Origin of the sequence: Pseudomonas sp. TUM22785 (genome assembly GCF_028198105.1) — a bacterium.
GTDB classification, from domain to species: Bacteria; Pseudomonadota; Gammaproteobacteria; order Pseudomonadales; family Pseudomonadaceae; genus Metapseudomonas; species Metapseudomonas solani.
Genome location: NZ_CP116239.1, coordinates 1,077,460 through 1,089,855 on the forward strand (window position 1 = coordinate 1,077,460; position 12,396 = coordinate 1,089,855).

The window sequence follows — 12,396 nt, forward strand, 5'->3', positions numbered from 1 at the left end:
TGAATTCGCTCCCACAGGGCGGCGGATGGGCTTGACCCATGCGTAGGGTGGAGGTCGCTTTTTACCTCCACCAGGCGGAGTCGAGCCCCTGTACAGCGTCATGCCTGAGGCTCCACATCGATGGGGTTCGCGGAGCTCTACCCATCCTACGAGGCCTCCACGCAGGGTTCGCCGTGTGCACAACGAACGGATCGGTGGGCGTTACGCCGGGCCGCCGTCGCCGGCGCGGAGGGCGGCGACCTGCTTCTTGTAGCGCGCCACCTCGGTGACGTCGTAGATCACCACGCAGAGGTGCTCGACGCTGCCGCTGGCGCCCATCAGCGGCAGCAGGGTGACGTTCTGGTACATGAGGTCCTCCTCCCCGGTGATCGGCTGGTAGTTCTTGAAGCGCACCAGGTAGGGCCGCTGCTCCCACAGGCTGAAGGCGCGGGTGCCGAGTTGCACCACGCTGTCCACCTTGCGTCGCAGCCAGGTCTCGTCGATCTCGTCGAACAGCTCGAACAGCACCTTGCCGTGGACCTCGTCCGGGCCCATGCCGGAGTGGTTCTCCATGAAGCTGTTCCACACCTCCACCTTGTACTGGCGGTCGAGAACGATCACGCCGACGTCGATGCACTGCACGATGTCGAGCAGCCAGTGAACCTCTTTGATATCGATCTGTGCCGGCATGGTCAGTCCATCAGGTAGCGGATCTTGTGGGTCAGGCGCGGGATCGAGTCCTCGGTGAACAGCAGCAGCAGGTCGAAGTGCACGTTGTGGCCCTCGACGCTGTAGCTGATCTCCACCGCCAGGGTCTTCTTCCAGCGGGTGCGGTTGAGGTGGATCAGCCGCTCGATGGATGCATGCTGGCCGAGCAGCTGCGGGTGGCCCTGGGAGAAGCGCACGTCGATCTGCTCGGCGATGCCGGCCAGGCAGGCACCGATGATGATGCTGGCCAGGTCCAGCAGCATCTCCGAGGTTTCCTTGTCGTCGGCCGGGTGCCAGCCCAGCAGGTTGGCCATGTCGGCGATTTCGGAGTCGTGGAACAGCAGCAGCGCCTCGCCGGCGATGGCGTCGCCGATGAAGCCCTGGCACAGCGCGCTGAGCCGCTCGCCGCTCTGGGCGTCGGCCAGGGTCATGTGCAGCTCGCTGACCTCGAAGATGTTCACCTGGGGCACCGGCAGCTGCACGAACACGTTCAGCACCTTGGCCAGCAGCGCGGCGGCGCGGCCCATGGCGACGTTGCTCACCTCGCGCAGGGCATCGCGGAAGTTGACCTTGAGGACCAGGTCCTCGCGGGAGGGCACCGGCTCGGCGGGCACGCCCGGTGCCGGCACCTTGAGCAGGCCCAGGCGCACCAGCACGGCGCGCAGCTCGGCGGGGTCGGCGGGCTTCTTGAGGAAGGCCAGGGCGCCCAGTTCCAGCACCCGGCGCTGGGCCTCTTCCTGGATGTCGCCAGAGACCACCACCACCTGGGCCACCAGGCCCTCGGCCTGCAGCTGGGCCAGCACCTGGTAGCCATCCATCACCGGCATGGTCAGGTCCAGCAGCACCACTTGGCCCAAACCCTGGCGAATGGCGGCCATGGCTTCTTCACCCTGGGTGGCCTGGGTGATGGTCACCGGCCAATCCTGGGGCAGCGCGCGGATCAGTTGCTTGCGCGCCATCATCGAGTCATCGCAGACGAGGAGGGGAATCACTTAGCGGCACCGCCGTCACTTCAGGTCAGAGCAAGCATAGACGCTGGCCCGGGGCTCGCCGGCACGGGCGCCGGCGGGATTGCGCTCAGATGTTCTGGCCGATACGCCAGAGCACGCCGCTGGGGTCGAAAAGAATGAAGTCGCGGATGCGCCAGGGCTGGTCCTCGGGCGGGATGGCCCGCACGCCGTAGCGCTCGATCACGCCGCTGGTCTGCACGTGCTGCCACCAGGCCTCAACGTCCTTCACCAGTAGGTGCATCATCAGGTTCTCGGCCAGAGCCTGCTCGTAGAAGTTCTGCAGCAGGAAGGCGCAGTCGCCATGGCTGAAATAGGCGATCTCCTCGGAGACGCCGCCGGGCTTGAACCCCAGGTCCAGGTAAAAGGCCTTGCTCTGTTCGTAGTCCTTCGCGGGGACGAAGGCCTTCATTTCAACGGTTTCCAGCGTGCTCATGGGCTATCCCTGTGGTCGGTGAACAGGCCGTCGCGGTCAGGTGGGCGCCTCTGCGGGCGCCTGCAGCCGCATCCTAAACCCAGGAATACCCGCTCCGGTAGCCCGTCAGGAGCACGAAGGTCGCGTCTCCGCATGATCGATGCAGGGGCGACTTCAGTCGCCAAGCGGCGCGCAGCGCCGCCGCCCTGGTAGGAGCGAATTCATTCGCGATGGGGTGATCAGGCCATGCACGGCACAGCATGGGTTTCGCTTCGCTCTACGCCATCCTACGGTCCGCGACCCCCCTCAAATCCCCCGGGTCATGAACCGATGGGCGGCGATGCCGGGGATAGGGGAGGGGCGCTCGTGCTCGACCACGAAGCCCAGACGTTCGTAGAGCGCCTGGGCGCGGGGGTTGGCGGCGGAAACGTCGAGGGCCGCGCGTTGCAGGCCGTCATGGCGGCCCAGGTGCAGCAGGTGGTCGATCAACCGCTGGCCGATGCCCTGGCCGGTGAGGCCCTCTGCCACGCCCAGGTGGGCGAGGTAGCAGGTGGCGGCGGGTGGCGGCTGGATGATGCGCTCCAGCTGCAGGCCGCGGCGGATCACCGCGGCGGCGCCGAAGCCGTAGAAGCCGACGATCTGCCCCAGCGCCGCCAGGCTGTTGCGCAGGTTGGCTTCGCCGCTGAAGGCGGTGCCAGTGGCGACGATGCGGCCATCCTGCTCGCCCACCCAATGCAGGCGGTAGCCGAACTCGCCCGCCTCCCGCGCCAGGGTCCAGCGCAGGAAGTCCACCGCGCTGCGCCCGCCACGGGCGAAGGCGTGGTCGAAGGCGGCGGGGCCGGAGCGGTACACCAGCGGGGCGATGGCCGGGGCATCGGCCGGTGTCGCGGGGCGGAAGGTCAGGGCCATGGCGGGGGCTCGGAAGGGCAGGGGAATGCGAAAATTAGCACTTTCGTGCCACGTTTCGCGAGTGCCCCGCCGAGCCGCCCACCGCGCCGCCCTGAGCCCCGGGCAGCGCGGCTTTCCGGCCTCAGTCGCCCTGCAGCAGCTGCTGCACGCCGTCCAGGGCTTCGCGGCGCAGGCGCTCGATATCGAGCCCCGGGATCACCCCGTCATCCACCACCAGGCGCCCGCCCACCAGGCTGTAGCGCACCGCCATCGGCTCGCCGGCCAGCACCGGCGCCAGGGCCGGGTCGTGGAAGCCGAAGAAGCGCGGGTGGTCGAGGCCGTAGAGCACCAGGTCGGCGGCCTGGCCCACTTCCAGGGTGCCCACCGCGCCCAGGCCCAGCACCGTGGCGCCGCCGGCGGTGCCCCAGTGGATGACGTCCTCGGCCAGGGTGGCCGAGGCGCCCTGGTTGGCGCGATGGATCAGCCAGGCGGTGTTGGCCTCGCCCACCATGCTCCCGGACTCGTTGGAGGCGACGCCGTCCACCCCCAGGGAGATGGGCACGCCGGCTGCCGCCATCTGCGGCACCGGGGCGATGCCGCTGCCCAGGCGCGCGTTGCTCACCGGGCAGTGGGAGATGCCGGTGCCGGTCTGCGCCAGCATGCGGATCTCCGAGGGCTGGGCGTGGACCATATGGGCGAACCACACGTCTGGCCCCAGCCACTCGTGCTCGGCGACGAACTCCACCGGCAGGCAGTTGTACTTCTCGCGGCAGAAGTTCACGTAGTTCTGCGTCTCCGACAGGTGCGTGTGCAGGCGCAGGCCCATGCGCCGGGCGCTCTGCGCCAGCTCGCGGAGCAGCGTCGGCGGCAGCGAGAAGGTCGGCGTGGTGGGGGCGACCACCACCCGGCGCAGGGCGTCCGGGGTGTTCTGGTGGTAGCGCGCCTTGAGCCGCTCGATGTCGCCGAGCATCTGTTCCAGGCTCTCCGGCTGCAGCGCCGTCTTGGAGAAGCCCGGGTGGGCGTTGGCCGATTCCAATGCGCCGCCCCGGCAGAGCACGAAGCGCATGCCGAATTCTTCGGCGATGTCGAACAGCGCGTCGCCGCTCTCGGTGCTGCCATGGGCGTGGTAGAGGTAATGGTGGTCGGCGCAGGTGGTGACGCCCGACAGCAGCAGCTCTGCCATGCCCAGGCGCGCGGCGATGCGCACCAGCTCGGTGGTGAAGCGCGACAGGCGCGGGTAGGGCACGCTGGCCAGCCAGCCTTGCAGGTCCTGGTTGAGGCCGGCGGGTACGGCCTTGAGCAGGTTCTGCGCCAGGTGGTGGTGGGTGTTCACCCAGCCCGGGTAGACCAGGCAGTGGCGCGCGTCGATCACCCGCTCGCCGGCCCCCGGCTGCAGGTCGTTGGCCATCTCGGCGATGCGCCCGTTGCGGATGCGGATGTCGACGCCACCGGCGCGGGCGCGGTCGCCGCGCAGGCCGGTCATCACCGACTGGGGATTCTTGATCAGGATGTCGTTCATGGAAGGTTCCCGTGGTTGCGCTCAGAGCACGTCGTGGAGGGTCTTGCCGTTCGCGGTGTCCGGCACGCCGACGCCATTGAGGGCGGCGTTGAGGCCCACCGACACCAGGCAGGCGATCACCACGCTGCTGTGCAGGAAGGGCTGGCTCCACTCGGGCAGTTGATGGAACAGGGCGGGGGAAAGCACCGGCACCAGCGCGGCGGCGATGGTGAAGCCGACGATCAGCACGTTGTAGCGGTTGCGCTCGTAGTCGACCTTGGCCAGGGTCTGGATGCCGGCGGCGGCGACCACGCCGAACATGGCCACGGCAGCGCCCCCCAGGGCGGCGGTGGGCATCGAGGCGATGACGGCGCCGGCCTTGGGGATCAGCGCCACGGCGCACATCATCAGCCCGCTGACGGCCACCACCCAGCGGCTGCGCACGCCGGTGAGGATCACCAGGCCGACGTTCTCCATGAAGGCGATGAAGGGGAAGCCGGCGAACATCCCGGCGATGGCGCTGGATAGGCCGTTGGCGCGCAGCCCGGCGACCACCTGGCGGTCCTCCACCGGGCGCTCGACGATGTCGCCGATGGCCACGAACAGGCCCATGGACTCGACCATCTGCACGATCATCACCACCACCATCGTGGCGATGGGGATCAGCGCGAAGGTGGGCACGCCGAAGTGGAAGGGCACCGGCACCGTCAGCCAGGGCGCCTCTTCCACGCCGTGGAAGTTGCCCATGCCCAGCCCATAGGCCAGGCCGCCCCCCACCAGCATGCCGATCAGCACCGACATGTTGCGCAGCAGCGGGCTGCCGTAGCGGGTCACCAGCAGGATCACCGCCAGCACCACCACCGTCACCAGCAGGAAGCCGGGAGCGCCGAAGTCGCTGTGGTTGCGCCCGCCGCCGGCCCATTCGTAGGCGATGGGGAACAGCTGCAGGCCGATCACCGTGACGATGCAGCCGGTGACCACCGGCGGGAACAGCCGTCGCAGGCGCCCCACCCAGGGCGCCACCAGCATGGTGAAGAGGCCGGCGCCGATCACCGCGCCGCAGATGCCGGCGACGCCGATGTCGGGGTTGCTGCCGATGGCGATCACCGGCCCCACGCTGCTGAAGGCAGCGCCCTGGAGGATCGGCAGGCGCACGCCGAACTTCCAGAAGCCCAGGGTCTGCATCAGGGTGGCGATGCCGCAGCAGAACAGCGTGGTGCTGATCAGCAGCACGGTGTCCGGCTGGGACATCTTCAGGGCGCTGGCGACGATCAGGGGGACGGCGATGGCGCCGATGTACGAGACGGCCATGTGTTGCAGGCCGAGGGTGAGCATCTGACGGAGCGGCAGAATCTGGTCTACCGGGTGCACGGCTGAATTCATGGTGTAAGTCCTCTGGCGAATTGTTCTTGTTGCTGAGGGAACCCGTTCAGTGTGCCCAGGGCCGTCGCCCGGCTCACGGGCGTAGCGGCAGCCCGGAGCGTGGTCAGCCTGCGAGGCAGGCGGCGAACCCCTGGTTGAGGGCGGCGCGATCGAGGTCGCGGCCGATGAACACGATCTTGCTGGTGCGCGGCTCGTTGCCCCAGGGCGTGGAGGCGCGGAACTCCACCAGGCTGTGCACGCCCTGCAGCACGTAGCGCTGGTCCTCGCCCTGCACGGCGAGCACGCCCTTCATGCGGTAGAGGGTGTCGGCCTGGCGCTGGCGCAGGTCGGTGATCCAGCGGTGGAAGGCCATCAGGTCGATGTCCTGGGTCACGGCGATGCCCACCGAGCTGACGCTGGGGTCGTGCTCGTGGTCGGTGTCCGCAGCAGGCTCGTGGTGGTCATGGTCATGGTCATGGTCGTGATGCTCCGCGCCGATCTCCATCAGCTTGCGGGTGGCCTCGAAGGCGCCGACGCCGAGGATGCTGTCCAGGTCGATGCGGGCGTAGCTGGAGGTCACCAGCTCGGCGGTGGCGTTGAGGCTGCGCACCTTGCCTTGCAGGTCGGCCAGTTCCTCGCCGTTCACCAGGTCCACCTTGTTGATGATGATGCGGTCGGCACAGACGATCTGGTCCACCGCCTGGTTGTCCACGCCGTCGAGCTGCAGGTCCTCCAGGTGCTGGGCGACGTGCTTGGCGTCCACCAGGGTGACGATGGCGTCCAGCTCCACCTCGGCGGCGATCGGGTCGTCGATGAAGAAGCTCTGCGCCACCGGGTAGGGGTCGGCCAGGCCGCTGGTCTCGATGAGGATGCGGTCCAGGCGCACCGGGCGCGCCACCAGCTCGCGGATGATGCGCACCAGGTCCTCGCGGACCTCGGCGGTGCAGCACACGCAGCCGTTGACCATCTCGTAGATCTCCTCGCTCTCGGAGCTGAGCACCAGGTCGCCGTCGATGCCGACTTCGCCGAACTCGTTTTCGATCACGGCGATCTTGTGGCCGTGGTTCTCCTTGAGGATGTAGTTGAGCAGGGTGGTTTTGCCGGCCCCGAGGAAGCCGGTGAGGATGGTCACCGGGATCTTGCGGTTGGGCGTCGGGGCGTTGAATGGACTGTTCATGCGAGCTCCTTCGGGGTTGCGGAATGGCCGCCGTCGGCGCCGGCTTGCGGGGCGGGTTCGCCCCAGCGCAGCGCGGTGCCGGCGTCGAGGCCGAACAGGTCGAGCACCCGGCCGAGGCTGTGGTCGACCATCTGTGAAAGCGATTGCGGGCGGGCGTAGAAGGCCGGCACCGGCGGGGCGATGATCCCGCCCATCTCGGTGACCGCCGTCATGTTGCGCAGGTGCGCCAGGGTCAATGGCGTTTCCCGCGCCATCAGCACCAGCGGCCGGCGTTCCTTGAGGGTCACGTCGGCGGCGCGGGTCAGCAGGCTGGAGGAAGCGCCGCTGGCGATCTCCGCCAGGGTGCGCATGGAGCAGGGCGCCACCACCATGCCCAGGCAGCGGAACGAGCCGCTGGCGATGCCGGCGGCCACGTCGTCGGCGCGGTGGTGGTGGCTGGCGCGGGCGATGACGTCGGCCAGCTTGTAGTCGGTCTCGTGGGCCATGGTCAGCTGCGCCGCGCGGCTCAGCACCAGGTGGCTCTCGATCCCCAGCTGCTCCAGCAGCTCCAGCAGGCGCACGCCGTAGACGAAGCCCGAGGCGCCGCTGATGCCCACCACCAGGCGACGGGGAGCCGTCATGACGCGCTCCCCGGCAGGTAGCCCTTCAGCAGCTGGCGCATGCGCCCCTGGATGCGCGGGTCGAGCTGCGCGCGGATGCCGTCGAAGCCGCTGCTGCGGGTGGCGTCCAGGCCCATGCGCGAGGTGGTGCCGTTGGCCGAGGAGGACGGGTCCAGCGGGCTGCCCGGCAGGCCGTCGATGGTGAACAGGTCCTGGTGCGGCTGGAAGTGCGTGGCCAGCGCCCAGAGCACCTGGCTGTCGTCGCTGATGTCGATGTCGCTGTCCACCGCGATCACCGTCTTCAGGTACGGGTCCCAGCCGAGCAGGGCGAGCATGATCTGCCGCGCCTCGCCGTCGCGGCTCTGGTCCAGCGCCACGTAGCAATGGAAGTGGGTGCCGGAGTTGGGGTAGTGCACGGCGGTCACCGCCGGGAAGCGCGCCTTGAGCTTCTCGCTCATCTCCGCCTCGCGGGGCAGCCGCGCCAGGGTCAGGTGCTCGGCGTAGCGCCCGCCCACCACGTCCACCAGCCAGGCGTCGCTGCGGCGCAACAGGGTGTCGACGCGCAGCACGTTGTTGGTGGAACGGTCGGAGGAGTAGCCGCTGAACTCGCCGAACGGGCCTTCCTCGGCATAGGCGGTGGGGTCGATGGCGCCCTCCAGCACGAACTCGGCGTGGGCCGGCACGCCGATGCCGTAGCGCGGCGTCTTCACCAGTTCCAGGGGCGCGCCGAACAGGCCGCCGGCCACCGCGCGCTCGTCGGCGCCATAGGGCAGGCGCGCGGCGGCGGCCAGCATGAACAGCGGGTGGGCGCCGACCACCATGGCCACCGGCAGCTCCTCGCCGCGTTCGCGGGCGGCCTGCAGCATGCGCCACAGGTGGCCGCGGGAATGCAGGCTGGTGGCCAGGGCCTGGCGGGCATGGCGCATGGAGCGGTGGTAGCTCATGTTGGCCACGCCCGTGACCGGGTCCTGGGCGACGATGATGGCGTTGGTGATGTAGGGCCCGCGGTCGCTGTCGAAGTGCTTGAGCATCGGCAGCAGTGCCAGGTCCAGGGCCTCGCCCTCGATCACCTCGTCGAGCACCGGGCCGGTGGCCAGGTAGACCGGCGGAACGGGGGCGTTGGCGCGGGCCTGGAACACCTCGTGGAGCTTCGCCGGGGTGGTGCCGAAGAGCCGGGCGATGCGGGTTCGCGAGGCGAACAGGTTGGTCACCACCGGCACGCCGAGGCTGCCCACCCGCTCGCAGATCAGCAGCGGGTGCTGGCCCCGGGCGGCCAGGGCGTCGACCAGGGCGGTGACGTCCTGGTCGGCGGAAAGGGGTTCCTTGATGGTCAGCACGTCGTCGGCGAAGCGCTCGCGGTAGGCCTCGATGAACGCGTGGAAATCCTGGGTCGTGGCAAAGCTCGGCAGGGTCATGGTGCACCTCTCGAAAAGCAGGCGGTCCCGGGGCGCGGGGTGTCCGAGTCCCTGCACGCGGCCGGCCGATGGCCGACCGCGTGCGGTCCCCGGGACGCCTGTAAGTACCGCAGTGGAAACCCTAGAGGTAGGTGGTGGTCAGGCGGATCTCCGCCTCCGCCAGGTCCTTGGGCGGCGGCGTCGGGTCGATGCCCACCAGGCGCGCGATGTTGTTGCCCAGGTAGTCCTCGAGGTGGTCCTCGTCGATGCCCAGCCCCTGCGGGGCGGGCGAGCAGAGCACCTCCAGCTCGCGCAGCCACATGCCCGGTTCGTTCGGCGGCGAGTCGGTGCCGAAGACGATCTTGTGGCGCGGCAGCTCTTTGGCGAACTCGACGATGCGCGACTGGAAGCACCAGCCCGACTCGCAGTACACGTTGGGCGTGTCCATCGCCATCCAGAAGGCCTCGAAGGAGTAGTTGCCGCCGGTCTGGATGCCGAAGTGGCCGATGATGAAGTTCACCATCGGGAACTCGCGGATGATCGGGTAGAACATGGTCGGGATGGTGTAGGGCCCGTCACCGGTGTGGATCAGCACCACGATGTTGTACTTGGCGCAGACCTTCATCGCCGGGCGCAGCCAGTCCAGGGCGCGGTCCGGGCGGTAGCCGTGCATGTTGGCGTGCAGCTTGAGCATCTTGAAACCGTATTCCTTGACGTGGAATTCCAGCTCCGCCGCACCGTTTTCCGGGCCCCAGCGCGGGTTGAAGGTGAAGTTGCCGATGAAGCGGTCGGGGTAGTTCACGCACAGCTCGGCGATGTACGACATGTAGTCGCGCACGCCCTCGCGGCCACGGCGGTTGCCGTCGCGGTAGCCGGTGTTGCCCGGCGGCGGCTGGATGAAGCCCATGTCGATGCGGCGCGGCTTGCCGTTGATCATGTAGGGGCCGTCCATCAGCTTGAGCATGCGCTCGCCGGTGAAGGGCGTGCCGGTGTGGCGCCAGGCCTCGTCGACCAGGTTGGTGGGGTGCAGGTGGGTGTCGATGATCATCGCATCAGCTCCTGGCCAGTTGCGTGGTGACGGGGCTCTTCAGCAGCGCCTCGGCTTCGGCGAGGCTGCGCGGCGGCGGGGTCGGCTCCAGGCCGATCATCCGGGCGGTGTTGTTGCCGAGGTATTCCTCGAGGGTGTCCTCGTCCAGGTCCAGCCCCTGGGGCGGCTCCATGCACAGCACCTCCAGCAGGCGCAGCCACATGCCCGGCTCGTTGGGCGGGGTGTCGGTGCCGAAGAGGATCTTGTGGGTCGGCAGGACCTTGGCGAACTCGACGATGCGCGATTGCAGGCACCAGCCGGACTCGCAGTAGACGTTGGGCAGCTCCATGGCCCACTGCATGGGCTCGAACACGTAGACGCCACCGGTCTGCACGCCGAAGTGCGCCATGATGAAGTCGACGTTGGGGAACTCCTTGATCATCGGCACCCACTCGGAAGGGATGCTGTAGGGGCCGTCACCGGTGTGCAGCTTCACCGGCACGCCCAGCTCGGCGCATTTCTCGAAGGCCGGGCGGACCCAGTCCAGGGCGCGGTCCGGGCGGTAGGCATGCATGTTGGCCTGCATCTGGACCATCTTGAAGCCGTGCTCGGTGACGTAGCGTTCGATGGCCTCGACGCCGTTCTGCACGCCGCAGCGGGGGTTGTAGACGAAGCAGCCGATGAAGCGGTCCGGGTAGGTCTGGACCATCTTCAGGGTGTAGGCCATGTAGGCGTCGATGGATTCGCGGCCCGACAGCTCGCCGTCGGTCCAGGTGTAGATGGTGTTGCCCTGGGGCGGCTGGATGAAGGCCTTGTCGATGCGGCGCGGTTTGCCGTTGACCAGATAGGGGCCATCCATCATCTCCAGCAGGCGCTCGCCGGTGAAGGGGTCACCGTCGTGCCTCCAGGCGAGGTCCACCAGATCGGTGGGGTAGCAACTGATATCGATGATCACAGTTCGATCTCCTGATAGTGCGGGGAAGGAAGACCTTCCGGTTCGCAACAGATCGACCTGTGCAATGGCCATTGCTAGGTGCCTCGCAGCACCTTCCCGCGCCTCTTGCAGGGCGCACAGGACCTGAGCTGTCGCTTGGTCCGCAGTATTGGGAGGGGCCTCGAAGCGCGACCAATACTATTTGGCCGCTGGGTTGATATGCGCTGGATATCGGCCCCGCAAGAGGATGATTTGCAAGGGGTTATCCACAGCGCCGCCCCTGCGTTGGGCACGAATTCACCGCGCAAGTGGCCTCTGTAGGATGGGTAGAGCTCCGCGAAACCCATCAATGCTGCGCGCCAGGTATAACGACGTGCCCGGTCCGACTCCGCCTGGTGGATGAAAAAGCGCCATCCACCCTACACAGCGGTCATGTCCGTGCAGCGCCGCCGCTTTTCCGGTGGGAGCGAATTCATTCGCGATCGGGCTTCCAGGTGCTCACTCGATCGCCGCGAACGTCCTCGCCGCCATGTCGCGGATGGCGGCGATCATCGGCGCAACCTTCTCGCCACCGCCGTGGGGCCAGAGGGCGTAGAGGTTGTAGTGCGCGGGAATGCTGGTGCGGGTCAGGCGCACCAGGCGGCCTTCGCGCAGGGCATCGGCGGCCAGCAGGCCGCGCACCAGCCCCACGCCGGTGCCGGCCTCGGCGGCGGCCAGCAGGTTGGCGACGTTGTCGAACACCATCACCGCCGCAGGCTCGGTGGGCTCCAGGCCGGCGGCGTCGAGCCAGGGGATCCACGAGCGCCGCGAGTAGCCCAGCAGCGGCAGCTTCAGCACCTCGGCCGGCTCGATGGGGGCCACCAGGCCATGGCGTTGCAGCAGCGCCGGGGAGACGACGGGGGTGACGCGGTCGTCGCAGAGGGGCGCGAACTCGCAGTCCTGCCACTCGCCGTAGCCGTAACGCAGGCTCAGGTCGACGCGCTCGAACGCCTGGCGCTCCAGGCGCGGCATGGACAGGAAGAGGATCTCGCGGCCGGGGAACAGCTCCAGCAGCGCCGGCAGGCGGGCGTTGAGCCAGCTCTGCGCCAGCTCGGCATCCACATCCAGGGTCAGGCGCCGGGGCAGTTCGCGGTGGCTCACCGAGGACAGTGCCTTGTCGATCTGCATCAGGCCGTCGGTGAGCATCCCGGCGAACAGCTGGCCGGCATCGGTGAGGCTGCTGCGGCCCTTCTCGCGAAGGAACAGCGGCTGCCCGACGAATTCTTCCAGCGTGCGGATCTGCTGGCTCACGGCGCTGTGGCTGAGGTCCAGGTCGCGGGCGGCCTGGGAGAAGCTGCCGGTACGGGCGGCCTGGAGAAACGCGCTCATCGACTGCAGCGACGGGTATCGCTTGTACATGGCTGTAAGT

The 12,396-nt window shown here is 68.4% G+C and carries 12 protein-coding genes; all 12 read right to left on the reverse strand.

Features of this window, described 5'->3' with window-relative positions:
- Positions 1 to 201: 201 nt before the first annotated feature.
- The gene (locus tag PI990_RS05100; protein WP_043245029.1) at positions 202 to 669 is read right to left on the reverse strand and encodes a PAS domain-containing protein; all 468 of its coding nucleotides are present in this window, start codon (positions 667 to 669) and stop codon (positions 202 to 204) included.
- Between the two features lie 2 nt (positions 670 to 671).
- Complete coding sequence (locus PI990_RS05105) at positions 672 to 1,679, reverse strand: response regulator (protein WP_263403911.1); 1,008 nt, start codon at positions 1,677 to 1,679, stop codon at positions 672 to 674.
- 85 nt (positions 1,680 to 1,764) lie between these two features.
- Positions 1,765 to 2,130: a VOC family protein gene (locus tag PI990_RS05110; protein WP_271659985.1), complete on the reverse strand. Its 366-nt coding sequence runs from the start codon at positions 2,128 to 2,130 to the stop codon at positions 1,765 to 1,767.
- A 285-nt stretch (positions 2,131 to 2,415) separates the two neighbouring features.
- Entirely contained in the window at positions 2,416 to 3,018 is a 603-nt protein-coding gene (locus tag PI990_RS05115) for a GNAT family N-acetyltransferase (protein WP_021217533.1), read from the reverse strand.
- A gap of 121 nt (positions 3,019 to 3,139) precedes the next feature.
- On the reverse strand, positions 3,140 to 4,516 hold the full coding sequence (locus PI990_RS05120) for an amidohydrolase family protein (RefSeq protein WP_271659986.1): 1,377 nt from the start codon (positions 4,514 to 4,516) through the stop codon (positions 3,140 to 3,142).
- Between the two features lie 21 nt (positions 4,517 to 4,537).
- Positions 4,538 to 5,878 carry a nucleobase:cation symporter-2 family protein gene (locus PI990_RS05125; protein WP_021217535.1) on the reverse strand — a complete coding sequence of 447 codons (1,341 nt, stop codon included), beginning with the start codon at positions 5,876 to 5,878 and terminating at the stop codon, positions 4,538 to 4,540.
- Positions 5,879 to 5,981: 103 nt separating this feature from the next.
- The gene (locus tag PI990_RS05130; protein WP_271659987.1) at positions 5,982 to 7,034 is read right to left on the reverse strand and encodes a CobW family GTP-binding protein; all 1,053 of its coding nucleotides are present in this window, start codon (positions 7,032 to 7,034) and stop codon (positions 5,982 to 5,984) included.
- A complete protein-coding gene (locus PI990_RS05135) occupies positions 7,031 to 7,654 on the reverse strand; it encodes a UbiX family flavin prenyltransferase (RefSeq protein WP_184489672.1) in 624 nt (207 codons plus the stop codon). Before PI990_RS05135 ends, PI990_RS05130 begins: the two co-directional genes overlap by 4 nt.
- On the reverse strand, positions 7,651 to 9,048 hold the full coding sequence (locus PI990_RS05140) for a UbiD family decarboxylase (RefSeq protein ID WP_271659988.1): 1,398 nt from the start codon (positions 9,046 to 9,048) through the stop codon (positions 7,651 to 7,653). The genes PI990_RS05135 and PI990_RS05140 overlap by 4 nt, the downstream gene beginning before the upstream one ends.
- Positions 9,049 to 9,169: 121 nt before the next feature.
- A complete protein-coding gene (locus PI990_RS05145) occupies positions 9,170 to 10,075 on the reverse strand; it encodes an amidohydrolase family protein (RefSeq protein ID WP_043245036.1) in 906 nt (301 codons plus the stop codon).
- Between the two features lie 4 nt (positions 10,076 to 10,079).
- On the reverse strand, positions 10,080 to 11,009 hold the full coding sequence (locus PI990_RS05150) for an amidohydrolase family protein (RefSeq protein ID WP_043245037.1): 930 nt from the start codon (positions 11,007 to 11,009) through the stop codon (positions 10,080 to 10,082).
- A 477-nt stretch (positions 11,010 to 11,486) separates the two neighbouring features.
- Complete coding sequence (locus PI990_RS05155) at positions 11,487 to 12,386, reverse strand: LysR substrate-binding domain-containing protein (protein WP_271659989.1); 900 nt, start codon at positions 12,384 to 12,386, stop codon at positions 11,487 to 11,489.
- Between the last annotated feature and the right edge of the window lie 10 nt (positions 12,387 to 12,396).

Coding starts and splice junctions, on each gene's coding strand:
- PI990_RS05110 (WP_271659985.1), bottom strand. CDS start 2,130: ATGAGCACGCTGGAAACCGTTGAAATGAAGGCCTTCGTCCCCGCGAAG.
- PI990_RS05130 (WP_271659987.1), bottom strand. CDS start 7,034: ATGAACAGTCCATTCAACGCCCCGACGCCCAACCGCAAGATCCCGGTG.
- PI990_RS05155 (WP_271659989.1), bottom strand. CDS start 12,386: ATGTACAAGCGATACCCGTCGCTGCAGTCGATGAGCGCGTTTCTCCAG.
- PI990_RS05140 (WP_271659988.1), bottom strand. CDS start 9,048: ATGACCCTGCCGAGCTTTGCCACGACCCAGGATTTCCACGCGTTCATC.
- PI990_RS05145 (WP_043245036.1), bottom strand. CDS start 10,075: ATGATCATCGACACCCACCTGCACCCCACCAACCTGGTCGACGAGGCC.
- PI990_RS05100 (WP_043245029.1), bottom strand. CDS start 669: ATGCCGGCACAGATCGATATCAAAGAGGTTCACTGGCTGCTCGACATC.
- PI990_RS05125 (WP_021217535.1), bottom strand. CDS start 5,878: ATGAATTCAGCCGTGCACCCGGTAGACCAGATTCTGCCGCTCCGTCAG.
- PI990_RS05135 (WP_184489672.1), bottom strand. CDS start 7,654: ATGACGGCTCCCCGTCGCCTGGTGGTGGGCATCAGCGGCGCCTCGGGC.
- PI990_RS05120 (WP_271659986.1), bottom strand. CDS start 4,516: ATGAACGACATCCTGATCAAGAATCCCCAGTCGGTGATGACCGGCCTG.
- PI990_RS05115 (WP_021217533.1), bottom strand. CDS start 3,018: ATGGCCCTGACCTTCCGCCCCGCGACACCGGCCGATGCCCCGGCCATC.